Annotated in this window: 14 protein-coding genes and 2 pseudogenes; 13 read left to right on the forward strand and 3 right to left on the reverse strand. The window is 60.8% G+C overall.

Annotation, left to right across the window (positions count from 1 at the left end; translation table 11 throughout):
• Positions 1–112: 112 nt before the first annotated feature.
• Positions 113–4,846 carry an RHS repeat domain-containing protein gene (locus tag BBF94_RS09385; RefSeq protein WP_065258768.1) on the forward strand — a complete coding sequence of 1,578 codons (4,734 nt, stop codon included), beginning with the start codon at positions 113–115 and terminating at the stop codon, positions 4,844–4,846.
• Between the two features lie 22 nt (positions 4,847–4,868).
• On the opposite strand, the gene queG is transcribed toward BBF94_RS09385, so the two are convergent.
• Entirely contained in the window at positions 4,869–5,951 is a 1,083-nt protein-coding gene (queG, locus tag BBF94_RS09390; RefSeq protein WP_065258836.1) for a tRNA epoxyqueuosine(34) reductase QueG, read from the reverse strand.
• Between the two features lie 63 nt (positions 5,952–6,014).
• Here queG and BBF94_RS09395 point away from each other — a divergent pair, with 63 nt between their 5' ends.
• The 12 genes and pseudogenes from BBF94_RS09395 (at position 6,015) to BBF94_RS09450 (ending at position 21,007) form a co-directional block, all read left to right on the forward strand.
• Positions 6,015–7,514, forward strand: a complete 1,500-nt coding sequence (locus tag BBF94_RS09395) for a bifunctional ADP-dependent NAD(P)H-hydrate dehydratase/NAD(P)H-hydrate epimerase (protein WP_065258769.1) — start codon at positions 6,015–6,017, stop codon at positions 7,512–7,514.
• Positions 7,502–7,972 (forward strand): tRNA (adenosine(37)-N6)-threonylcarbamoyltransferase complex ATPase subunit type 1 TsaE, encoded by a 471-nt coding sequence (gene tsaE, locus BBF94_RS09400; RefSeq protein ID WP_065258770.1) that lies wholly within the window; start codon positions 7,502–7,504, stop codon positions 7,970–7,972. The genes BBF94_RS09395 and tsaE overlap by 13 nt, the downstream gene beginning before the upstream one ends.
• Positions 7,973–8,023: 51 nt before the next feature.
• Positions 8,024–9,409 carry an N-acetylmuramoyl-L-alanine amidase gene (locus BBF94_RS09405; RefSeq protein ID WP_404820927.1) on the forward strand — a complete coding sequence of 462 codons (1,386 nt, stop codon included), beginning with the start codon at positions 8,024–8,026 and terminating at the stop codon, positions 9,407–9,409.
• Complete coding sequence (gene mutL / locus BBF94_RS09410) at positions 9,406–11,313, forward strand: DNA mismatch repair endonuclease MutL (RefSeq protein ID WP_065258772.1); 1,908 nt, start codon at positions 9,406–9,408, stop codon at positions 11,311–11,313. The genes BBF94_RS09405 and mutL overlap by 4 nt, the downstream gene beginning before the upstream one ends.
• The gene (gene miaA, locus BBF94_RS09415; RefSeq protein ID WP_065258773.1) at positions 11,313–12,284 is read left to right on the forward strand and encodes a tRNA (adenosine(37)-N6)-dimethylallyltransferase MiaA; all 972 of its coding nucleotides are present in this window, start codon (positions 11,313–11,315) and stop codon (positions 12,282–12,284) included. Before mutL ends, miaA begins: the two co-directional genes overlap by 1 nt.
• Positions 12,285–12,377: 93 nt before the next feature.
• Entirely contained in the window at positions 12,378–12,638 is a 261-nt protein-coding gene (hfq, locus tag BBF94_RS09420) for an RNA chaperone Hfq (RefSeq protein ID WP_065258774.1), read from the forward strand.
• Positions 12,639–12,650: 12 nt separating this feature from the next.
• A complete protein-coding gene (gene hflX / locus BBF94_RS09425) occupies positions 12,651–13,952 on the forward strand; it encodes a ribosome rescue GTPase HflX (protein ID WP_065258775.1) in 1,302 nt (433 codons plus the stop codon).
• Between the two features lie 96 nt (positions 13,953–14,048).
• Positions 14,049–15,216, forward strand: a pseudogene (gene hflK, locus BBF94_RS09430) (FtsH protease activity modulator HflK).
• A complete protein-coding gene (gene hflC, locus BBF94_RS09435; protein WP_065258776.1) occupies positions 15,216–16,085 on the forward strand; it encodes a protease modulator HflC in 870 nt (289 codons plus the stop codon). The pseudogene hflK and the gene hflC overlap by 1 nt, the downstream one beginning before the upstream one ends.
• A 313-nt stretch (positions 16,086–16,398) precedes the next feature.
• The gene (locus tag BBF94_RS09440) at positions 16,399–17,586 is read left to right on the forward strand and encodes an ATP phosphoribosyltransferase regulatory subunit (RefSeq protein ID WP_065258777.1); all 1,188 of its coding nucleotides are present in this window, start codon (positions 16,399–16,401) and stop codon (positions 17,584–17,586) included.
• A gap of 54 nt (positions 17,587–17,640) precedes the next feature.
• Positions 17,641–18,932, forward strand: a pseudogene (locus BBF94_RS09445) (adenylosuccinate synthase).
• 140 nt (positions 18,933–19,072) lie between these two features.
• Positions 19,073–21,007 (forward strand): methyl-accepting chemotaxis protein, encoded by a 1,935-nt coding sequence (locus BBF94_RS09450; RefSeq protein ID WP_065258778.1) that lies wholly within the window; start codon positions 19,073–19,075, stop codon positions 21,005–21,007.
• A 41-nt stretch (positions 21,008–21,048) separates the two neighbouring features.
• Here the strand turns inward: BBF94_RS09450 and BBF94_RS09455 are convergent, their stop codons facing one another.
• A complete protein-coding gene (locus tag BBF94_RS09455; protein ID WP_065258779.1) occupies positions 21,049–22,614 on the reverse strand; it encodes an ABC transporter permease in 1,566 nt (521 codons plus the stop codon).
• On the reverse strand, positions 22,614–23,624 hold the full coding sequence (locus tag BBF94_RS09460) for an extracellular solute-binding protein (RefSeq protein ID WP_065258780.1): 1,011 nt from the start codon (positions 23,622–23,624) through the stop codon (positions 22,614–22,616). The genes BBF94_RS09455 and BBF94_RS09460 overlap by 1 nt, the downstream gene beginning before the upstream one ends.
• Positions 23,625–23,777: the final 153 nt, after the last annotated feature.

Consider the following 23,777-nt stretch of genomic DNA (forward strand, 5'->3'; position numbering starts at 1 on the left):
ATTTTATTGCAGATGTTCGTGAGCTTCTTTTGTTTGGTTTCAATCCGATCGGCTTGAACTTCGAAGTTTATCGAGTGAGTTGGTTTTTGTGTGATGAAAAAGGAATTTATATATGGAGAACAAATCTCCGGTCTCCGTGCATTCCAATGCATTCAATTTTGGTGAGTTTGTAACGGGCGGTGTTGATCCTCGGACAGGCTTGTATACCTGTTCCTTGTCTTTGGGCGCTGTTCGATCTGAGGGTCTCAACGGGCCTTCGTTCGGGCTCGCCCTGGGGTTCAACCCGCTCGATACCCGAAACACCGGCTTCGGGCTGGGCTGGTCGTTGGCCACGACCCGTTATGACACACGCAGCAAGATGATGACCCTGTTCAGCGGTGAGCGTTACAAGGCCGTCGAAACGGTTGCGGGTCTCCAGTTCAGAGAAATGAAGCTGGAAAGCGTCAAGGTCGTGAAAAGCGGTGCCGGACGTTTTGATGTTCGTTACAAGGACGGACATCGGGAAGAGTTGACGGTGCAGGGGGGGAGTCTGGTCGCAGTCCCGACGCGGATCGTCGCGGCCAACGGCGCAGGCGTCACACTGCTGTACAAAGTGGTCAATCAATACCCGGAGTTGATCGAAGTCAGGGATGACCGGCGGACGCTGCTGAAAATCTCCCGCAAGGGCACTCTGGTTACGTTGAGCCAGAACCCGGATACGGCATCCACGGCCGACTTCACAATGAAGCTCGATAGCAACGACCGGGTCGTGAAGATCGGTTTGCCTGAGGGCCGGGGCTGGGATCTCGAATATTCGCTCATCGATGAAGTCGGTTACTTGAAGCGGGTCGTTACACCGTTGGGGGCCGTTGAAATCATTCGCTACAAGGAACAGGGGCATCTGCTGCCCGCCAGCGACGTCGGTGCGACGGCGACGCTGCCTCATGTCATGGCCCATGACATTTATCCGGGTCACGGTCAGCCGAAAACGAGCAGAACCTACACGTTTTCGGACCGTAATTTCCTTGGGCATGGTTTGTCGGTGGAGCCATCCGACGATGGTGACCCGCTCTACTCGGCACCTTGGAGTTACCAGTACACGTCCGAGGAGCGGCTGGTTGTCGATGGCAAGGTGCACAGTCACATCAAACGGACGTACAACAAATTCCATTTGCTGGTTGCGCAGGTGACGACGTGCGGGGAAGCGGTCACTTCGCAGCTCACCGAGTATCACCTCGCAACAGGAAAGCCTTTCAACGAGCAACCGGCACACTTTCGTCTGCCCCGGGTCCAGACACTGAAGTTCGAAAACCGTCTCGGCAAAAAGCAACGCGAGGAGACCACGATTACCGAGTTCGATGCCGTGGGCAACCTGCTCAGGCATGTGGGGCCCGACGGTGTCACGACGCTGTCCGAGTTCTATCCGGCTGTCGAGTCGCCGGACTGCCCGGTGGATCCGCTCGGCTTTGTCCGTTTCGAGAAGCAAAGGACGGTCATCGCCGCAACCGGCGACGGGGCCTCGACCTGTACCCGTTTTCGTCATGCCTTGCACCCGGCATTGCAAGGCTCGACGCTGGCCAGTGTCGTGGTCATCGAAGAGCAGTTTTTCGAAAAGGTGGAAGACGCGGAGGTTCTTCGTTCAAAAGTCGAGTACAGCTATTTCAATACACCGGCGGACCGGCTCCGGCATGGTGCATTGCAGGAGCAGCGCAGTACCCGGAGTGGCCGCACCACCCGAACGGCGTTTTCCTCTCGGCTGGAGGGGGCTCGCCTTCATCTGACCCAAACTGTTCACGGTTTCGATGGTACTTCGCAAAGCACGACGCAAGTCCTGTCGTCATACAGCGGATTGACCTTGTCGGAGACCGACAAGGACGGTCGCCGGATCGACTATAAGTACGACGCCATTGGTCGATGCTTGCGCAAGACGCTCTCCCCGGGCACCGCCCATGCTGCTTCGACGACTTGGGTTTATCAGGAGGCAAGCGGCACTTCGCCCGCGACGGTGACCGTCACGGATCCGGCGGGAGGTATGCAAACGGTCACTCATGACGGTTTGGGACGTGTGATCGGCATCAAGGAGCTTGATTGCGACAACCTCGATGAGGGTGCTTCGCAAGAAAGTCTTATGCGCACGGTGTACTCCGCACTTCACGACAAGGTAGGGCATCTGGTGGAGCAGACCCGCACAGACTGGTGGGACGGCACTGCCCGTCCGGCCATTACCCGACGGGTCTATGACAGTTGGGGACAAGTGAAACAGACGCGTCATGCTGACGGGCGCGTAGAACATCGCGAATTCGATCCGGTTTCTCTCCGGGAAACTCTCTGGCAGGAGGGAATGGGCAAGACGGTCTCGGTCTTCAACGCTTTCGGCAAGCCGAAAAGTATCGAGATGCTCGATCGGAAGGGGGAGAGCCTGGGCAAGTCGATCCTTGAGTACGACGGTTACGGCAGAACCCGCAGCCAGACCGATCAGGAAGGCAACAAGACGCTCTACCACTACGACGTCTTTGATCGATTGGTTCGCAGCGAATTGCCGGACGGCCATGCGGTCGAGACAGAATATGCCGATCACAGCGCCGAAACATTACCGGTAAGGATCAAGGTCGACACGCTGGAGTTGGGCCGACAGGTATTCGACGGGCTGGATCGCCTGACTGAAAGTACGGCAGGCGGTCGCACATCCACAACGGGGTATGTGTCGGGCTCCAGCCAGGCCGGATGGCAAATGGGGGCCGACGGTAAAAAGATCGAGTTCACCTGGTCGCAGGGAGTGAGCGGGCTGGCTGAGCGCAGGGCTGACGGATTGCTGGCGCGCTTCACCTACGACGCCTTGCATGGCAAGCCTGAAACCTGCATCGAGCAGGGGCGCGAACATCGTTTCGTCTACTATCCTTCCGGACGCTTGAAGTCCGAAACGACCGTGTACGGTGAACATCGCCAGACAACATCCCAGACCTGGTCGCTGGGTGGGCGGCCGCTGACTTTCATCGATGGACTTGGCAACGAACACAAGTCTGAATATGACAGTTGGGGGCGCAAATCCGCTTTCACCCAGGGCAGCTTGCGGTTCGAATACACCTATGACACCGCAGGCTTGCTGGCGCTGATCGATGCCCGGGATACATCGACCGCCCTGCGCATGAAGACGTATCTGAGCTACGACGATATCGGGCGTGAAACGACCCGCCGCTTTGAAGTCGAGGGTCAGGAAAGCCAGACACTGACCTTGAGTTACACCCCCTCCGGCAAGCTGGCGCAGAAAGTCTTGAAACGCGGCACTCAAGTACTGCGCGATGAGCGCTTTACCTATGACGTGCGTGGACGACTGAGCCAATACACCTGTGAAGGCACGCAACGGCCACGCGATCCCTACGGCAAGGAAATCGTCGAACAGACATTCACCTTCGATGCGCTGGACAACCTCCTCACGCAGCAAACCCGTTTCCCCCAGGGCGTCAACCTGACGACTTTCAGCTACAGCAAGGTCGATTTCACCCAGCTCACGGGCGTCAGTCATTCCCACGCTGATTACCCGCAACCGGTCACTCTGCAATACGACGCCAATGGCCGGATGATCAAGGATGACCAGGGCCGTACGTTGACCTACGACACGCTTGGGCGTCTGACCGGTGTCAGTAATGCTCAGGGGCAGAGCGTGCGGGGCTATCAGTACGACGGTTTCGACCGGCTGATGGCGCTGTCTCAGCCGGGTAGCGCGGACACTCAGCGTTACTATCGCGGTGGACGCGCCATCAACGATGTGTGTGGCAGCGATTCACGCAGTGTCGTGCGCCACGAAGGTCTGATGCTGGGGCTGTATGAAAACGGTCCGGTTACCGGCGTGCAAATGTTCGGCACGGATCAGCAGCAAAGTGTGCTGACGCAATTTCAAAGTGGTCAGCTTACGAATATCGCCTATAGCCCCTATGGGCATCGGGACGCCGAAGGCGGTCTTTTCAGTCTGGCAGGTTTCAATGGCGAGCAGCTCGATCCCGTTACCGGTCTGTACTTGCTGGGCAACGGCTATCGGGCCTACAGCCCGACTCTGATGCGCTTTCTGTCACCCGACAACCTGAGTCCTTTCGGAGCGGGCGGGATGAATGCCTATGCGTATTGCCTGGGCGACCCGGTCAATCGTGTCGACCCGACGGGGCATTTTTCGTGGCAGTCGGTTCTGGGGATCGCGCTCGGCGGCATCGGGATCGTCGCGAGTATTGTGACCCTTGGCGCGGCTACCCCGCTGGCGCTGCTTGCCATGGGGCTGGGTGTCGCTTCGGGGGGGACGGGGATTGCCAGTGAGCTGGCCAATGAATGGGCGCCAGAATCCGAGGCCGCATCAATACTTGGCTGGGTGAGTCTTGGGCTGGGCGTGGCTTCGGCGGGTGCCGGATGGCTGGCGGCCCGGCAAATCGTCACGCGGGGCGGGCGGATGCTGGGCAAGAACTTCAAGGGGCTTGCCGATGAACCACCCGTCGAGTACTACGCTCGAGGAAAGAAGGCCAAGTCATCCGGCGCAAACGGTCAGGAGCCACCGCCTCCACCGGTACGCTGGACGTTGACGGAGGACTTTGCCGCGCATGATTACATTCCCAACGGCAAGCCGGGCAACGTTGCGCGGGCCAAATACGCGGAGTTCAGAGATGACATCGCGATCAACAACAAATCGCCTTATGACGCTGCCAAGAGTTACCCCGGCAGTAAATTCGATCCTTATCCCAACTACGCGCCGGCCAAGCCATATGCGGGCTATGAGCATGCACACACTCGTCTGTCGCAAGCGGACCGGGTGTTTTTCCTGACCAACAATGATACCCGGCACGTCATCATCAAACAGGTGGGTAGTCATGATCCTGCCTGGTAGCGGATAGCACCTATCTGCCGGGTTATCCGTGATTCTGGAGGTCGCGATCCGAGTGTTGCTTGAGTGCCCACTCCACATGTTCACGAACCAGCTCCGACGGATAACCCCGTCGCGCCTTCAATGCTTCCAGCACTGGAATCGTTGAAGGCGCATTCCCCAGCCCCACGGCCAGATTGCGCAGCCAGCGCTCGTAACCGGCCCGGCGCAGAGGCGAGCCCTCGGTGCTGCTCAAGAACTTTTCTTCATCCCACAAAAACAGCTCGGCCAGTTCGGCGTTGTCCAGGTTGTGCCGTGGCTTGAAATCGCTTTCGCCGGACGGGCTGGCGAAGCGGTTCCACGGGCAGCAGATCTGGCAGTCGTCGCAGCCGAACACCCGGTTGCCGATCAGCGGTCGCAGGTCTTCGGGGATGGCGTTCTTCAGTTCGATGGTCAGGTAGGAAATGCAACGTCGCGCATCCAGCACATACGGACCGACGAACGCATTGGTCGGGCAGATATCGAGGCATGCAGTGCAGCGTCCGCAGTGCTCGCTGCTGTGGGGGGCGTCCACCGGCAGCGGCAGGTCGACGAACAGTTCGCCGAGAAAGAAATAACTGCCGGCCTTGCGGTTCAGCACCAGGGTGTTTTTGCCGATCCAGCCCAGCCCGGCCTGTTCGGCGATGGCTTTTTCCAGCACCGGGGCGCTGTCGACGAAAGCGCGAAAGCCGAATGGTCCGATTTCCGATTGAATCCTGTCCGCCAGTTGTTGCACGCGCTTGCGGATCAACTTGTGATAATCGCGGCCCAAGGCATAACGCGAGATGTAGGCTTTTTCCGGTTTCGCCAGCATTTGCGCCATTTGCGTGTCGCCCGGCAGGTAGTCCATGCGCAATGACACCACGCGCAAGGTCCCCGGCACCAGCTCGTCGGGATGCGAGCGTTTGCTGCCGTGGGCGCCCATGTAGTCCATCTCGCCGTGGTAGCCGGCCTCGAGCCAGCGTTGCAGGTGCTGCTCGTGCTCGGCCAGGTCCACGCCGCTGATGCCGACTTGCTGGAAGCCCAGCTCGCGGCCCCAGTCCTTGATGGATTGGGCGAGAGCGGGAAGATCTGTGGTAATGGCGGACATGAGGCGAGAGAAACCGGAGCTGAGGTGCGTATAATTCTGCCAGACATCGGAGCCCGAAGACGCATGCCGCACACTAAAGATCCATTACCCGACGCACTGTACCGCGCCGCGCAGGTGCGGGGACTCGACGCACGGCTGATTGCCGCCGGCACGCCGGGCTTCGAACTGATGCAACGTGCCGCCCATGCCACCTGGCGCGCGCTGGTGCGCCAATGGCCTTCGGCGGACGCATTGACTGTGCTGGCCGGGCACGGCAACAACGCCGGTGACGGATATCTGATAGCGGTGCTGGCCCGTCGTGCAGGCTGGGCAGTACAGGTGCTGGCCGTCGGTGATCCGCAACGTCTGCAGGGTGATGCGGCGCTGGCACATGCCGAGGCGCTGGCCGAAGGCGTTGCGATTGCTGCGTGGACTGCTTCCGGTGAATTGCGCGGAATTGTTGTCGATGCGCTGCTTGGCACCGGTCTGAGCGGGGACGTGCGTGAGCCGTATGTATCTGCCATCGCAGCCATCAATACCAGTGGCCTGCCGGTGGTGGCGGTCGATATCCCTTCCGGTTTGTGTGCCGATACCGGTCATGTGCTGGGCAGTGCCGTGCGGGCGGATCTGACCGTGACCTTCATCGGGCTCAAGCTTGGCCTGTTTACCGGGGACGCGGCGGACCATGTCGGCGACCTGCTGTTCAACGATCTGCAAGCGACGGTCGAAACCTGCAGTGACATTGCCATCGCTGCCCGCCGGCTCGATGCCGGTAATCTGCCGCGTCTGCCAGCTCGGGAGCCGGCTGCGCACAAGGGGCGTTTTGGCCATGTCCTGCTGATCGGTGGCGATCATGGCTTTGGCGGTTCGATTCTGCTCAGTACCGAAAGCGCCTTGCGCAGCGGGGCGGGGATGGTGTCGCTGGCGACCCGTCCGGAACATGTCCCGGCAGCGTTGAGCCGGGTGCCGGAAGCGATGGTGCTGGGCACTTCGTCGGCCAATCAACTGATGGGGCTGCTGGAAAAGGTGTCCGTGCTGGTGGTCGGCCCGGGACTCGGGCAGGCGAGTTGGGGCAGGGCACTGCTGTCGGCCGCCGCCAATGCGCCGCTGCCGCAGGTGTGGGATGCCGATGCATTGAATCTGCTGGCGTCCGGATTTGTCACTCTACCCAAGGATTGCGTGATTACGCCGCATCCGGGGGAGGCGGCGCGACTGTTGGGGATCAGCACTGCCGACGTGCAGGCGGATCGTCCGGCAGCAGCATTGGCACTGAGCAAAAAATACACAGCGGTGGTGGTGCTCAAGGGCGCGGGCAGTCTGATCGCCCACCCCGACGGGCGTCTGGCGTTGTGTCATCAAGGCCATCCGGCCATGGCCACCGCAGGCCTCGGCGATGTGCTGGCCGGTCTGGTCGGGGCATTGCTGGCCCAGGGCATGGAACCGTTCGACGCGGCGTGTCTGGCGGTCTGGCTGCACGCCAACGCCGGGGCGCAACAAGGTAAATTCGGCCGTGGGCTGGCGGCCAGTGATCTGATTCCAGCCATTCGTCAGTTGTTGGAGGAGCATGCACCGTGTCTGAAGTAACCCTGTACCTGGCCGATGAACAGGCGATGAGCGACTTTGGCGCACGGATCGCCCGCGTGACCGGTGGGCATGGCCTGATCTTCCTCGAAGGTAACCTCGGCATGGGCAAGACCACGCTGTCGCGGGGCATCATTCGCGGGCTGGGGCATGTCGGTGCGGTGAAAAGTCCGACCTTCACCCTGGTCGAGCCCTACGAGATCGGTGATATCCGTGCCTTCCACTTCGATCTGTATCGCCTGGTCGATCCGGAAGAGCTGGAGTTTCTCGGCATTCGCGACTATTTCGAAGACGACGCCCTGTGCCTCATCGAGTGGCCCGATAAAGGTGCAGGCTTTTTGCCAAAGCCTGACCTGACCATTACCATTAGCCCGCAAGACAGCGGGCGTTCGCTGACTATTTTGTCCCAGGGCTCGCGTGGCGAGGCCTGGTGTGCCGCTTTGGCGTTGGAATCCAAATAAATGATGGGGTTAGGTATGCGCTTTCGCGCGTTGGTGGCTGCCGCTGGACTGATGTTGATGGCAGTAACCGTCAACGCTGTGGCCGAGACAAAGGTCAACAGCGTGCGCCTGTGGCGGGCGCCGGACAACACGCGTCTGGTGTTCGACCTGACCGGCCCGGTGCAGCACAGCGTCTTCACCCTCACGGCCCCGGACCGTCTGGTGATCGACATCAACGGCGCTACCCTTGGCGCGCCATTGAAAGTCTCCACCGCCAACACACCGATCACCGCCATGCGTTCGGCCCAGCGTACGCCGACCGATCTGCGGGTGGTCATCGACCTCAAGAAAGCCGTCACCCCGAAAAGCTTCTCGCTGGCGCCGAACGCGCAGTACGGCAATCGTCTGGTGGTCGACCTGTTCGACAACCCGGCCGATGCCGCGCCGCCGCCAACACCTGCGCCGGCACCGACGGTCGCCACTGTTCCGGCCGTGCCGGTAACTCCGGCCGAACCTGCGATCAAACTGCCCCCGGCTCCTGCCGGCAAACGCGACATCATTGTCGTGATCGACGCCGGTCACGGTGGTGAAGACCCGGGGGCGTCCGGTTCACGCGGCCAGCGCGAAAAAGACGTGGTGCTGCAGATCGCCCGTGAACTGCAACGCCAGGTCAACGGCATGAAAGGCTTCCGTGCCGAACTGACCCGTACCGGCGACTACTTCATCCCGCTGCGCGGCCGCACCGAAATCGCCCGCAAGAAAGGCGCCGACCTGTTCGTTTCGATCCACGCCGACGCCGCGCCATCTGCGGCGGCGTTCGGGGCTTCGGTGTTTGCCTTGTCCGACCGTGGCGCCACCTCGGAAACCGCCCGCTGGCTGGCCGACAGCGAAAACCGTTCCGACCTGATCGGCGGTGCCGGCAACGTCAGCCTCGACGACAAGGACCGGATGCTGGCCGGTGTTCTGCTCGACCTGTCGATGACCGCTTCGCTGACCTCCAGCCTCAACGTCGGCCAGAAAGTCCTGACCAACATCGGTCGCGTCACGCCACTGCACAAGCAGCGTGTGGAACAGGCCGGGTTCATGGTGCTGAAATCCCCGGACATTCCGTCGATCCTGGTGGAAACCGGCTTCATCTCCAATGCCAACGAAGCCTCGAAGCTTTCGGCATCGAGCCACCAGCAGGCGCTGGCGCGCTCGATCAGCAGCGGCGTGCGCCAGTTCTTCCAGCAGAATCCGCCGCCGGGCACCTACATCGCCTGGCTGCGCGACTCGGGCAAGATCGCCCAGGGGCCGCGTGATCACCGGGTAAGCCCGGGTGAAACCCTGGCGATGATTGCCGTGCGTTATCAGGTGTCGGCAGCCACTCTGCGCAGTGCCAACAACCTGAGCAGCGATGAGTTGAAGGTCGGTCAGCACCTGACCATTCCGGGCACTGAACTGGCATCCAAAGAATGAATCAGGTTCTGAACGCAGCGCGCATTGAACTGCTCAGCCCACGGCTGGCGAACCAGATCGCCGCCGGCGAGGTGGTTGAGCGCCCGGCTTCGGTGATCAAGGAGTTGCTGGAAAACAGCCTCGACTCCGGCGCCAGACGCATCGATGTCGATGTCGAGCAGGGCGGTGTCAAACTGCTGCGGGTGCGCGACGATGGCAGCGGGATTTCCGCCGATGACCTGCCGCTGGCGCTGGCCCGTCACGCCACCAGCAAAATCCGCAACCTGGAAGATCTCGAACAGGTGATGAGCCTGGGTTTCCGGGGCGAGGCACTGGCGTCGATCAGCTCCGTGGCACGCCTGACCCTGACGTCCCGCACCCGTGACGCCGATCAGGCCTGGCAGGTCGAAACCGAAGGCCGCGACATGGCGCCCCGCGTGCAGCCGGCGGCTCATCCGGTCGGTACCTCGGTGGAAGTCCGCGACCTGTTCTTCAATACCCCGGCACGGCGCAAATTCCTCAAGACCGAAAAAACCGAATTCGATCATCTTCAGGAAGTGATCAAACGTCTGGCGCTGGCGCGTTTCGATGTGGCATTCCATCTGCGCCACAACGGCAAGACCATCCTCAGTCTGCACGAGGCCCACGACGATGCGGCCCGCGCCCGGCGCGTGGCGGCGATCTGCGGCTCGGGTTTCCTGGAGCAGGCTCTGCCGATCGAGATCGAGCGCAACGGTCTTCACTTGTGGGGTTGGGTCGGTCTGCCGACCTTCAACCGCAGCCAGGCGGATTTGCAGTATTTCTTCGTCAATGGCCGCGCGGTGCGCGACAAACTGGTGGCTCACGCGGTGCGTCAGGCTTATCGCGATGTGCTGTTCAATGGCCGCCATCCGACGTTCGCGCTGTTTTTCGAGGTCGATCCGGCCGCTGTCGACGTCAACGTACACCCGACCAAGCACGAAGTACGTTTCCGTGACGGACGCATGGTGCATGATTTCCTCTACGGCACGTTGCACCGTGCACTGGGCGATGTGCGGCCTGAAGATCAGCTTGCCGGTTCTGTCACCACCGCTATCGTACGGCCGACCGGCCTCGAGGCGGGTGAGTTCGGTCCGCAGGGTGAAATGCGTCTGGCTGCCAACTCCTTGCTGGAGCAACCGCAAGCGCAACCGGCATTCAATACGTCGTCGGGTGCCAGTGCTGGCGGCGCTTATCAGTATCAATACACACCGCGTCCGCAATCTGCCGTGCCGGCTGCCGAAGCGCAGGCCGCGTATCGCGAGTTTTTTGCACCGCTGCCGCAAGCGAATGCCAATGCATTGCCGGCCGGCCAGGAAGATATTCCGCCGCTGGGCTATGCGCTGGCGCAGCTCAAGGGCATTTATATTCTTTCCGAAAACGCCCATGGCCTGGTTTTGGTGGACATGCACGCCGCTCACGAGCGGATCATGTACGAGCGCCTGAAGATCGCCATGGCCAGCGAAGGCTTGAGCGGTCAGCCGCTGCTGGTGCCGGAGTCGCTGGCGGTCAGTCAGCGCGAGGCCGATTGCGCCGAGGAGCACGCGGCATGGTTCCAGCGCCTTGGCTTCGAGTTGCAGAGACTGGGCCCGGAAACCCTTGCGATCCGGCAGATTCCGGCCCTGCTCAAGCAGGCCGAGGCCAATCGTCTGGTGGGCGATGTGCTGGCGGACCTGATGGAATATGGCACCAGCGACCGGATCCAGGCGCATTTGAACGAGCTGCTCGGCACGATGGCCTGCCACGGCGCGATCCGCGCCAACCGCCGCCTGGCCTTGCCGGAAATGAACGGCCTGCTGCGTGACATGGAAAACACCGAGCGCAGCGGTCAATGCAACCATGGCCGACCGACCTGGACCCAGCTGGGCCTGGACGATCTGGACAAACTGTTCCTGCGCGGTCGTTGATGAGCCAGCTTCCTCCAGCGATTTTCCTGATGGGCCCGACCGCTGCGGGCAAGACCGATCTGGCCATCGAGCTGACCAAGGTACTGCCCTGCGAGTTGATCAGCGTTGACTCGGCGCTGGTCTATCGCGGCATGGACATTGGCACGGCCAAGCCATCGAAAGAGGTGCTGGCCGAGTATCCGCACCGCCTGATCGACATTCTCGACCCGGCCGAGGCTTATTCGGCTGCGGATTTCCGCCGTGATGCCTTGCAGGCGATGGCCGAAATCACCGCACGCGGAAACATTCCGCTGCTGGTGGGCGGTACGATGCTCTATTACAAGGCGTTGGTCGACGGCCTGGCGGACATGCCGGCGGCAGATCCCGAAGTTCGCGCACAGATTGAAGAAGAAGCTGCACGCCTTGGCTGGCAGGCCCTGCATGATCAACTGGCGGCAATCGATCCGGCGTCCGCGGCGCGTATTCATCCGAACGATCCACAGCGCCTGAGTCGTGCTCTGGAAGTATTCCGGGTCAGTGGTCAGAGCATGACCGAGCTGCGCTTGAAACAATCTCGGCAAACGACTGATGCAGCGGCATCGGGACGGCAACAATTGCCCTATACTGTCGCGAACTTGGCGATTGCTCCGGCAAATCGTCAGGTACTGCATGAGCGCATTAAACAAAGATTCACAAATATGCTGGAACAGAGATTTATCGACGAGGTCGTAGCCCTGCGTAATAGAAGTGACCTGCATGCCGGGTTGCCGTCTATACGTGCGGTAGGCTATCGACAGGTCTGGGATTACCTGGATGGCAAGCTGACGTCGGCCGAAATGCAGGAGCGGGGCATCATTGCCACGCGCCAGTTGGCCAAACGCCAGTTTACCTGGCTGCGCAGCTGGAACGATTTGCACTGGCTTGACAGTCTGGATTGCGACAATCTGCCACGCACCTTGAAATACCTTGGGACCATCTCCATATTGAGCTGAGTCCTTGCAATTGCCGTCTATCCTTGGGGGAGTGGCGGCAAAAGCCATCTGATTACCTATTTTTTATATTGAATCCTTAAAGGAGTGCGGCACATGTCAAAAGGGCATTCGCTACAAGACCCTTACTTGAACACTTTACGTAAAGAGAAAGTTGGGGTTTCCATCTATCTGGTCAACGGTATCAAACTGCAAGGCACGATCGAATCGTTCGACCAGTTCGTCATCCTGCTGAAGAACACCGTCAGCCAGATGGTTTACAAACACGCTATCTCTACAGTCGTGCCGGTTCGTCCAATTCGTCTGCCAAGTGCATCCGAATCCGATGCAGGTGACGCTGAGCCAGGTAACGCCTGATAGGAGTGTCCTTTGTTCTTTGAGCGCCACGGTGGTGGTGAGCGAGTCATCCTCGTTCACTTGGATGGACAGGACCCTGAGGCGCGCGAAGATCCGCAGGAGTTTCAGGAGCTGGCAAATTCGGCAGGCGCCGAGACCGTTGCGTTTTTTAACGTACCGCGTCATCGGCCAACCGCCAAATACCTGATCGGCAGCGGCAAGGTCGAGGAACTGCGCGACCTGGTACATGCCGAAGAAGCCGATCTGGTGATCTTCAATCACGTCCTTACGCCGAGTCAGGAACGCAACCTCGAACGTGTCTTCGAGTGCCGCGTGATCGACCGTACCGGTCTGATTCTCGATATTTTCGCCCAACGCGCCCGTACCCATGAGGGCAAGCTCCAGGTTGAACTGGCCCAGCTTGACCACATGAGTACCCGGCTGGTTCGCGGCTGGACTCACCTTGAACGTCAGGGGGGCGGTATCGGCCTGCGCGGTCCGGGTGAAACCCAGCTGGAAACCGACCGGCGCCTGCTGCGGGTTCGTCTGCGCCAGATCAAGGGCAGGCTGGAAAAGGTGCGCAGCCAGCGTGAACAGTCACGTCGCGGGCGTTCCCGTGCGGAAATTCCTACCGTGTCTCTGGTGGGCTATACCAACGCCGGTAAATCCACGCTGTTCAATAACGTAACGAGATCGGAGGTGTACGCGGCCGACCAGTTGTTCGCCACGCTGGACCCGACCCTGCGCCGTCTGGAACTGGACGACCTGGGACCGATCGTCCTGGCCGATACCGTGGGCTTCATTCGTCATCTGCCCCACAAACTGGTCGAGGCATTTCGGTCTACGCTCGAAGAGTCGAGCAATTCCGACCTGCTGTTGCACGTGATCGATGCGGCCGAACCGGATCGCATGCTGCAGATCGAGCAGGTGATGGTGGTGCTGGGCGAGATTGGGGCCCAGGACTTGCCGATCCTCGAGGTCTATAACAAACTCGATTTGCTTGAAGGCGTTGAGCCACAAATCCAGCGCGACGAGAACGGCAAGCCTCAACGGGTATGGTTGTCGGCGCGTGATGGCACTGGTCTGGAGCTGCTTGAGCAAGCCATTGCCGAATTGCTGGGCAATGATTTGTTTGTCGGAACCTTGCGTCTGCCCCAGCGGTTTGCGCGTCTGCGTGCACAGTTCTTCGAACTGGGCGCGGTACAGAAAGAAGAATACGACGAAGAAGGTGTCAGCTTGCTGGCCGTGCGATTGCCGCGTTCAGAACTCAATCGACTGGTCAGCCGTGAAGGCGTTGTGCCGACGGAGTTCATCGAGCAACACACTTTGCAATAAAAGCCTGAAAAAGCGGTTGTGCCGCAACGGCAGGCATTCTGTAGCATTGGTCGGCGCGCCGTGGGTGCGTCTTTGCTTTATCAGATGGAGAGCGCTATGGCTTGGAATGAGCCGGGTGGCAACTCGAACAATCAGGATCCCTGGGGTGGCAAGCGTCGCAACAATGGCGACCGCAAGGGGCCGCCGGATCTCGACGAGGCCTTCCGAAAGCTGCAGGAAAGCCTGAACGGGTTGTTCGGTGGTGGAAAGAAACGGGGTGACGACGGGGGCGGTCCGGGCAAGAGTGGCGGCTTCGGCGGCTGCTCGGCATTGGTCTTGTCGTGTTGGCGGCCGTGTGGCTGTACAGCGCGGTTTACGTGGTGGACGAGCAGGAGCAGGCCGTGGTGCTGCGCTTCGGCAAGTACTACGAAACTGTCGCCCGGGCCTGAATATCTATTTCCCGCCGATCGACAGGAAGTACATGGAAAACGTCACGCGTGAGCGTGCCTACACCAAGCAGGGCCAGATGCTGACCGAAGACGAGAACATCGTCGAAGTGCCGCTGACCGTGCAGTACAAGATCAGCAACCTGCAGGACTTCGTGCTGAACGTCGACCAGCCGGAAATCAGCCTTCAACATGCAACCGACAGTGCGCTGCGCCATGTGGTGGGCTCCACGGCGATGGATCAGGTGCTGACCGAAGGTCGTGAGCTGATGGCGAGCGAAATCAAGGAACGTCTGCAACGTTTCCTCGATACCTATCGCACCGGTATCACCGTCACCCAGGTCAACGTACAGAGCGCAGCCGCACCGCGTGAAGTACAGGAAGCTTTTGATGACGTGATCCGTGCCCGTGAAGACGAGCAGCGTTCGCGCAACCAGGCTGAAACCTACGCCAATGGGGTGGTGCCGGAAGCCCGTGGTCAGGCCCAGCGCATCCTCGAAGATGCCAATGGCTACCGTGACGAAACGGTCTCCCGCGCCAAGGGTGAGGCTGATCGCTTCACCAAGCTGGTGGCCGAATATCGCAAGGCGCCGGAGGTCACTCGTCAGCGTCTGTACCTGGACACCATGCAGGAAGTCTTCAGCAGCACCAGCAAGGTTCTCGTGACCGGCAACAAGAACGGCCAGAGCAACCTGCTTTACCTGCCGCTGGACAAGATGATCCAGAACAGTCCTGGCAATAACGCACCGGTTACCGGTTCTGCTGCTGCCGGCAACAACACGGATGTCGTGCCGCATGTCACCGACCTGCCGCAGACACGTACAAGGGAGACCCGCTGATGAGCAATAAATCGCTGATCGCCCTGATCGTTGGCGTTGTTGTGGTGCTGGTTGGCTGGAACTGCTTCTACATCGTGGCTCAGACCGAGCGCGCTGTGCTGCTGCAGTTCGGTCGTGTGGTTCAGGCCGATGTTCAGCCGGGTCTGCATGTGAAGGTGCCTTACGTTAACCAGGTGCGTAAATTCGACGCACGTCTGATGACGCTGGATGCACCGACACAGCGCTTCCTGACCCTGGAAAAGAAGGCGGTGATGGTCGACGCCTACGCCAAGTGGCGCGTGAAAGATGCCGAGCGCTTCTACACCGCGACTTCCGGCCTCAAGCAGATCGCCGACGAGCGTCTTTCCCGTCGTCTGGAGTCCGGTCTGCGTGACCAGTTCGGCAAGCGCACCCTGCATGAGGTGGTATCGGGTGAGCGTGATGCGCTCATGGCCGACATCACGGCTTCGCTGAACAAGATGGCGGAAAAGGAGCTGGGTATCGAAGTGGTCGATGTCCGTGTCAAGGCCATCGATCTGCCGAAGGAAGTCAACCGCAGTGTGTTCGAGCGTATGAGCACCGAGCGTGAGCGTGAAGCTCGCGAGCACCGCGCCAAGGGTAACGAGCTGGCCGAAGGCATCCGTGCCGACGCCGATCGCCAGCGCCGCGTGCTGCTGGCCGAGGCTTATCGCGAATCCGAAGAGATTCGCGGTGACGGCGATGCCCAGGCCGCTGCCATCTACTCGAAGGCCTACGGTCAGGATCAGGATTTCTACGCGTTCTACCGTAGCCTGCGTGCCTACCGTGAAAGCTTTGCGAACAAGTCCGACGTCATGGTGCTCGACCCGAGCAGCGACTTCTTCAAGTACCTGGAAAAGTCCAGGCCTTGATGCGACGTTGACCTGAATCATTCCGCCCGGCGGCTAATGCCTCGGGCGGGGTGATCCTTTCGGAAAACGTGTGTATGATGCGGCAGCCGGGAAATTCCCGGCTTTTTTGCGTCTGCATGTTTGATTGCTGTTTTTGTTGCAGAAGATCGGGTTGAATGGCCCGGCAGTTATTCGAGGAAAGTGATGGGCGAAGCCGGTAACAGGCCTTTCGTCGCGTCGTTCATGCGCGTGCGTTTTGAACGGACCGGTCATTTTCTGCTTCACTCAAGGCTCGCCCTCGGGCTGGCCGCCCGGATCTAAGGGGAATGGCGTAATGGCAACGGTAGACCGCTGGCTGCTGCCAGATGGCATCGAAGAAGTACTGCCACCGGAAGCGGCGCGCATTGAAGTCGCGCGTCGTCAGGTGTTGGATCTGTTCCAGAGCTGGGGTTACGAGTTCGTCGTGACTCCCCATATCGAGTACCTGGAATCCCTGCTGACCGGCGCGGGCCAGGACCTGGATCTGCGTACCTTCAAGGTCATCGACCCACAGTCGGGCCGGCAGATGGGTTTTCGGGCCGACATCACGCCGCAAGTGGCGCGTATCGATGCACACACCCTGCGTCGTGAAGGCCCGAGCCGTCTGTGCTACGCCGGCAGTGTGCTGCATGCCCAGCCGCGTGCCTTGTCGTCTTCGCGCAGCCCGATCCAGCTGGGTGCCGAGTTGTATGGCGATGCCAGCCCGAGCAGCGACGTTGAAGTCATCAGTCTGATGCTGGCCATGCTGCAACTGGCCGACGTGCCGGATGTGCACATGGACCTGGGGCATGTCGGCATCTACCGCGGTCTGGCGCAGGCGGCCGGTCTGTCGGGTGAAGTCGAGCAGCAGCTGTTCGATGCCCTGCAACGCAAGGCCATCGATGAGGTCATTACGTTGACCGAAGGTCTGCCGGCCGATCTGTCCGGCATGTTGCGGGCACTGGCCGACTTGTGCGGCGGCCGTGAAGTGTTGAGCGCTGCCCGTGAGCGTCTGGCCAGTGCGCCGGCGCCGGTGCTGGCGGCGCTGGAAGATTTGCTGGCGATCGCCGAGCGGTTGTCGGCGCGCTTCCCGGAGCTGCCGCTGTACTTCGATCTGGGCGAGCTGCGTGGTTACCACTATCACACCGGTGTGGTGTTCGCGGTGTTTGTGCCGGGTGTCGGCCAGTCAATCGCTCAGGGCGGTCGCTATGACGACATCGGCGCGGACTTTGGTCGCGCCCGTCCGGCAACCGGTTTTTCCACCGATTTGAAAACCCTGGTGACCCTGGGGCGTGCTGAGGTCGAGCTGCCGTCTGGCGGTATCTGGATGCCTGACAGTACGGATGCGGCACTCTGGCAGCAGGTTTGCCAGTTGCGCAGTGAGGGTCAGCGTGTCGTTCAGGCATTGCCTGGACAACCTTTGGCCGCCGCCCGTGATGCGGACTGCGACCGGCAATTGATCCAGCAGAACGGGCTTTGGCAAGTATCGCCACTGGCTTCCTGAGTTTTCCTGCCGGCCATCGCCGGCACCAAGTTTGCGCGAATGAGGACAAGTGTTATGGGTAAGAATGTCGTAGTCCTGGGCACCCAGTGGGGTGATGAGGGCAAAGGCAAGATCGTTGATCTGCTGACCGAACATGCTGCCGCCGTAGTGCGCTACCAAGGTGGCCACAACGCTGGCCACACCCTGGTGATCGACGGTGAGAAAACCGTCCTGCACCTGATCCCGTCGGGCGTGCTGCGCGAAGGCGTGCAGTGCCTGATCGGCAACGGCGTGGTGGTTGCACCTGACGCCCTGCTGCGGGAAATCACCAAGCTGGAAGAGAAGGGCGTACCGGTGCGCGAGCGCCTGCGCATCAGCCCGTCCTGTCCGCTGATCCTGTCCTACCACGTGGCACTGGACCAGGCCCGTGAAAAGGCCCGTGGCGAGATGAAGATCGGCACCACCGGTCGCGGCATCGGCCCGGCGTACGAAGACAAGGTTGCGCGTCGCGGCCTGCGCATCGGTGACCTGTTCCACCGTGAGCGTTTCGCCGCCAAGCTGGGCGAGTTGCTGGATTACCACAACTTCGTACTGGTCAATTACTACAAAGAGCCGGCCATAGACTTCCAGAAGACACTGGACGAGTGCATGGAATACGCCGAACTGCTCAAGCCGATGATGCTCGACGTCACCGCCGAGCTGCACGACCTGCGTCGCGCCGGCAAGGACATCATGTTCGAAGGCGCTCAGGGTTCGCTGCTGGACATCGACCACGGTACCTACCCGTACGTGACCAGCTCCAACACCACTGCCGGCGGTATCGCGACCGGTTCGGGTGTCGGCCCGATGTTCATCGATTACATCCTCGGTATTACCAAGGCCTATACCACGCGCGTCGGTTCGGGCCCGTTCCCGACCGAACTGTTTGACGATGTTGGCGCGTTCCTCGCCAAGCGTGGTCACGAGTTCGGCGCGACCACCGGTCGTGCCCGTCGTTGCGGCTGGTTCGATGCCAACATTCTGCGCCGCGCCATCGACGTCAACAGCATCTCGGGCCTGTGCCTGACCAAGCTGGACGTGCTGGACGGTCTGGAAACCATCAACATCTGCGTAGGCTACAAGAACGCTGATGGCGCCATGATCGACGCACCGACCGATGCTGACAGCTACATTGGCCTGGAGCCGGTGTACGAGCAGATGCCGGGCTGGAGCGAATCGACCCTGGGTGCAAAGACCCTGGAAGAGCTGCCACAGGCTGCACGCAACTACATCAAGCGCATCGAAGAGCTGGTCGCGCGCCGATCGACATTATTTCGACGGGCCCGGACCGCAACGAAACCATCGTTCTGCGTCATCCGTTCGCTTGATAAGTCGTTGATGTAAAAACACAAAGGCCCCTTCATCGGGGCCTTTGTCGTTTATGCCTGTTGGACGGCATGACCTTTGCTGTGAATCTGTCTACAAGAATGCCATCAATTTAATGGCGTCAGACGTAGAGGGATTCACAGTGTCGGCCGTTCTCTCACTGTTACAAAGCCGTTTGTTGCGGCCCGTTTTCGTTACTCTCGGTATCGCCCTTTTGGTGCAGGTACTCGTTGCCGTCGCCCTGACGCGGAGCACGGTCACTGCGCTGGAGGCCGACCTCGGCACTCGCCTGGGCGCCGACAGCCAGAAGCTTTCCGGTGAGCTGGAGCAGGCCGGGCGTGAAGTCACGTCGAGCCTCGATACGTTATCCACCAATACTCGCCAGCGTTTGACTGCCGGCCTGTCCTCGCGTCTGAAGGAAGAGCAGGCACAACTGCGTACGACGCTGGAGAAAGACCTGAAGGACTCGGCCAACGACATGGCCCAGTTGCTGGCTTCGGTGGCGCCTCGGGCCATGTGGGACAGCGATGTGCCGACATTGTCGGAGTTCGCCCGCCGGGCACAACGCAATCCCAATGTGCTGTTCGTGGTTTATGACGATGCTACCGGCCAGCATCTGACCCGCTATCTCAACCGCGAAAACCCCATCAACAAGGCCTTGCTCGAAAAGGGCCAGGGCGAGCGGGCGTTGGATAAGGTGCTGGATGCGGCGAAAAATGACCCTTCCGTTTATTACATCGAAGCGTCGATCAATCCCAACGGGGTGGAAATCGGCAAAGTGCTGATGGGGGTTTCGACGGCTTCGGTGGAAACCGATCTGGCAGCGCTCGATCAGCGCTTCTCGGCGCTCATTGCCAGCAGTGATCAACTGGTGGGCGATAGCCTCAAAGGTGCAGCGGCGGACAGTGCTGCGGCCATGCGGGCGCGACTGCAGTCGGCGCAGTCCACCGCCGCCGAGATGAAAGCCAACACAGCCAGTACCGTGCAGGACGCTGCTGCCACGCTGCGTTGGCGTATCGGTATGGGCCTGGCACTGGTCGGCGCCGGTGTGCTGTTGCTGCTGGCGGTCGTGCTCGGCCATCGTGTGGTCAATCGCTTGAAGATGCTCAACGCCGCCATGGATGATCTGGCAGCGGGCGAGGGGGATCTGACCAAGCGTGTGCAGATCAACAGCAAGGACGAAATCGGCGACATGGCCTCGGCGGTCAATCGCTTTGTCGACAAGTTGCAGCCGATCGTGCGCGAAGCCGGGGATGTGGCTCAGCGTACCGGCCAGGAGATCGGTGCCATGACCCTGCGCAACGCCGGTGCCGATGCGGCGGCGGGAATGCAGCGCGATGAAGTGGCCGAAAGTCTGCGGGCGCTGTCGCAAATGGCCGATGAGGCGCAGTCGGAAAGCCATGCGATGCAGGCGGCGCTGAAGCAGGTGGTGGATATTCGCCAGGCCACCGAAGAGAACACCCGCACGTCGGCCAGGGTCGGGAGTCTCATCGAGGCGCTGGCGGGGCAAGTTGATACCGGCGCGAAAGTCATCGAGCGGCTGGCACAGCAAAGCGAGCAGATCGAAGTGGTACTGACCGTGATTCACGGCATCGCCGAGCAGACCAATCTGCTGGCGCTCAATGCCGCCATTGAGGCGGCCCGGGCCGGTGAGACCGGGCGAGGATTCGCGGTGGTGGCGGATGAAGTACGGGCGCTGGCCAGCAAGACCCAAAGCTCCACTGGCGATATTCAGGCGCACATTGTGGCGCTGCAGCAGGGCGCACGCGAGGCGGTCGAGGCAATCGGTCAGGCCGGGCGTCAGGCCAGTGAAGGTTTGCTGGTATTGCGTGACAGCGCACGTTTGCAGCAATCGGTGCAGGCGTCGGTCGAGCAGGTGCATACGGCGATCGGTCTGGCGACCCAGGCAGCGGCTCATCAGGCGCAGGGTGCGCAGGCTGTGCGCGGGCGGGTCGAGACGATTCATGCCCAGGCCGAGAAAGCCGCTCAAGCGGTGGTCGAAACCACGGCCAGCGGCAAGGTGCTCGATGGTCTGGCGGCGCAGCTCAAGGCCAGTCTGGGGCAGTTCCGGGCCTGATAGTGCGGGCAAAAAAAATCGCAGCTTCGGCTGCGATTTTTTTATCGGCTCAAATACATTCGGGTGGTCAGCAAGTAGACGGGCAAGCCCGATACCACGATCAGCAACGCTGCATAAGGCGCCGCTGCGGCGAACTCGACATTCGCTGTGTGGGCCCATACCTCGGTCGCCAGAGTATTGAGCCCCGTCGGGCTCAGCAGCAGCGTTGCCGTCAGTTCTTTCATGGCATCCAGAAACACCAGCGCGAATGCCGCACCGAGTGCCGGAAAGATGATCGGTAAAGTCACTCGGCAGAACGCTGTGAACGACGATGCGCCAAGGGTGCGGGCGGCCTCTTCCAGCTGCGGTGCGGCCTTGTTCAGCGCTGTGCGGATTGGCGCCTGGGCCAGCGGCAGAAACAGCAGCGCATACGCGATCAGCAGCAACAGGGTCGTCTGATACAGCGCCGGCACGTAATGCAGGGCGAAATACACCAGCGTCAGAGCGATCACCAATCCCGGAAGGGCATGCAGCAGATAGGGCAGTCGCTCGGCCCAGATCGCCAGCTGGCCTTTGTAACGCACCACCAGCAACCCGACCGGCACCGCCAGCGCCAGACACAGTCCCGCCCCACCGAGTGACAGCGCCAGCGACGACAGCAAGGCCTCGGTGATTGCTGCCACCGGGAAAGCGGCTGACGATCCGACCGCCAGCCAGTAAGCCAGCATCCCCAGCGGGATTCCGCTCCCGACAATCGCCAGCATCAGGCAATACAACTGACCGGCAATCGCCCACGACCCGAGCTGCACTTGTTCGGCACGCCGCGCCGCGCCCTGGCCGGTACGCACATGGCGGCCCTTGCCGCGCACTCGCAACTCCAGCCACAGCAGCATCAAACAAAGTGCCAGCAACACCGCGGACAGCATCGCCGCGTTGGCATTGCTGAATTCCAACTCGAATTGCTGATAGATCGCGGTGGTGAATGTCTGCAGGCCGATGATCGACAGTGCGCCGAACTCCACCAGCATGTGCAGCGCAATCAACAAGGAGCCGGCCAGCAGCGAAGGCCAGAGCAAGGGCAGGGTGACGCGGAAAAACACGCCCCGGCGATTCTGCCCCAGTGTCCTTGCCGACTCTTCAAGGGAAGGGTCGAGGTTGCGCAGGGTGGCTGCCACCGGCAGAAAGATCAGAGGATATTTCGACAGGCTCATCACCAGGATCGCCCCGCCCAGTCCTTCGAACTGCGCGCTGAGCGATACCCAGGTAAAGCTGCTGACGAAGGCCGGTACCGCAAACGGCAGACACAGAATCACGCCCCACAGACGCCGGCCAGGCAGGTTGCTGCGCTCCAGCAGCCAGGCCAGCGACAGGCCGATCACACCGCAAGTCACGGTCACGCCGACCATCAGCGCCAGCGTGTTGCGCAGCAGGCCGAACACGTAGGGTCGCCACAGCAAGTGCAGCGCCTCGCTCCAGCCGGCCTGCCAGGCTTTGAGCCCGACGTAGACCAGCGGTAGCAGGCTCATCACCACCAGCAGCACCACCGGCAGTACCAGCCAGGCCGAAGGGCGCTTGCGCCGTGGTACGTAATCCCCGCGGGTGGCGGGAGCGGATAGCGATGCGCTCATCAGTTCAAGCCAACTTCGCGTTCCAGATCCAGCGCTTCCTCGGCATTGCCCAGATCGGCGGGCGTGACGTCCGGTGCTTCCAGCTCACTGAATGGCTTGAGGCCGCGATCCGATTCCATGCCGTTATGCAGCGGATATTCGGCGGTGGTCTGGGTGATCACGCGCTGGCCTTCCTCGCTGGCCATGTAGGCGAGAAATTGCTGGGCTTCTTTTGGATGCTTGCTGGACTTCAGCACGGCTGCGCTGGAGACGGTGATCAGGCCGCCGACATCCCCGCCGGTGAAGTAATGCAGTCGGGAGTCGAGCTTGCCTTTCTCCCGCTGCAGGGCGAACCAGTAGTAGTTGTTCACAAGGACAGTGGCGACTTCGCCGTTTTCCACAGCCTTGAGGGCTACCATGTTGTTGCTGTAGGTCTTGCCGAAGGCGCGTAGGCCGGTCAGCCATTCTTCGGCGGCTTCGCGGCCGTGCTTTTTGATGATGGCGACGGCCTGTTCCTGGAATGCGCCGCTGGTGGGCACGAAACCGACCTTGCCTTGCCACTGTGGATCGGCGAAATCCAGTACCGATTTGGGCAGGTCTTTTTCATCGACCAGCTTCGGGTTGAACGCAACGACGCGAACCCGAGCGGTGACGCCGATCCAGGTGCCATTGCCGGCGACGTACTTTTTCGGCAGGACTGCCAGGGTGGCGTCGTCGGACTTGGCCAGCAGGCCCAGTTCGCCGAGGTTGTTCAGCGGTGGGGATTCTTCGGTGTAAATGACGTCGGCCGGGGAGCGGTCGCCTTCTTCGATAATCTGGCTGGCGAGCTGGTTGCTGCTGCCCTTGCGCACATTGACGTGAATGCCGGTCTTGGCTTCGAAAGCTTTGGCGATGGCGTCGCCCACTTCCTTGTGTTGACCGTTGTAGAGTGTCAGGGAAACCGTGTCGGCAGCCTGGGTGAGGGGAGTGGCGAGTGCCAGGCCGAGCAGGGTGAAGGTCAAGCCGCGGCGCAGGGTATTTCGAAACATCATTCGCAGGGTTCCTCACTGTCGCATTGCAAAAACTTGCAACAATGATAAACGATATTTGTTCTCAAATGGTCCTTGCGAGCCGTGGAAGGGGCTGGCACGGCGGATTGAGTTTTCAGGAAGCCAGAAATGCAAAAACCCGCTTTCGCGGGTTTT

This window comes from Pseudomonas bananamidigenes (assembly GCF_001679645.1).
In the GTDB taxonomy this organism is placed as follows: Bacteria; Pseudomonadota; Gammaproteobacteria; order Pseudomonadales; family Pseudomonadaceae; genus Aquipseudomonas; species Aquipseudomonas bananamidigenes.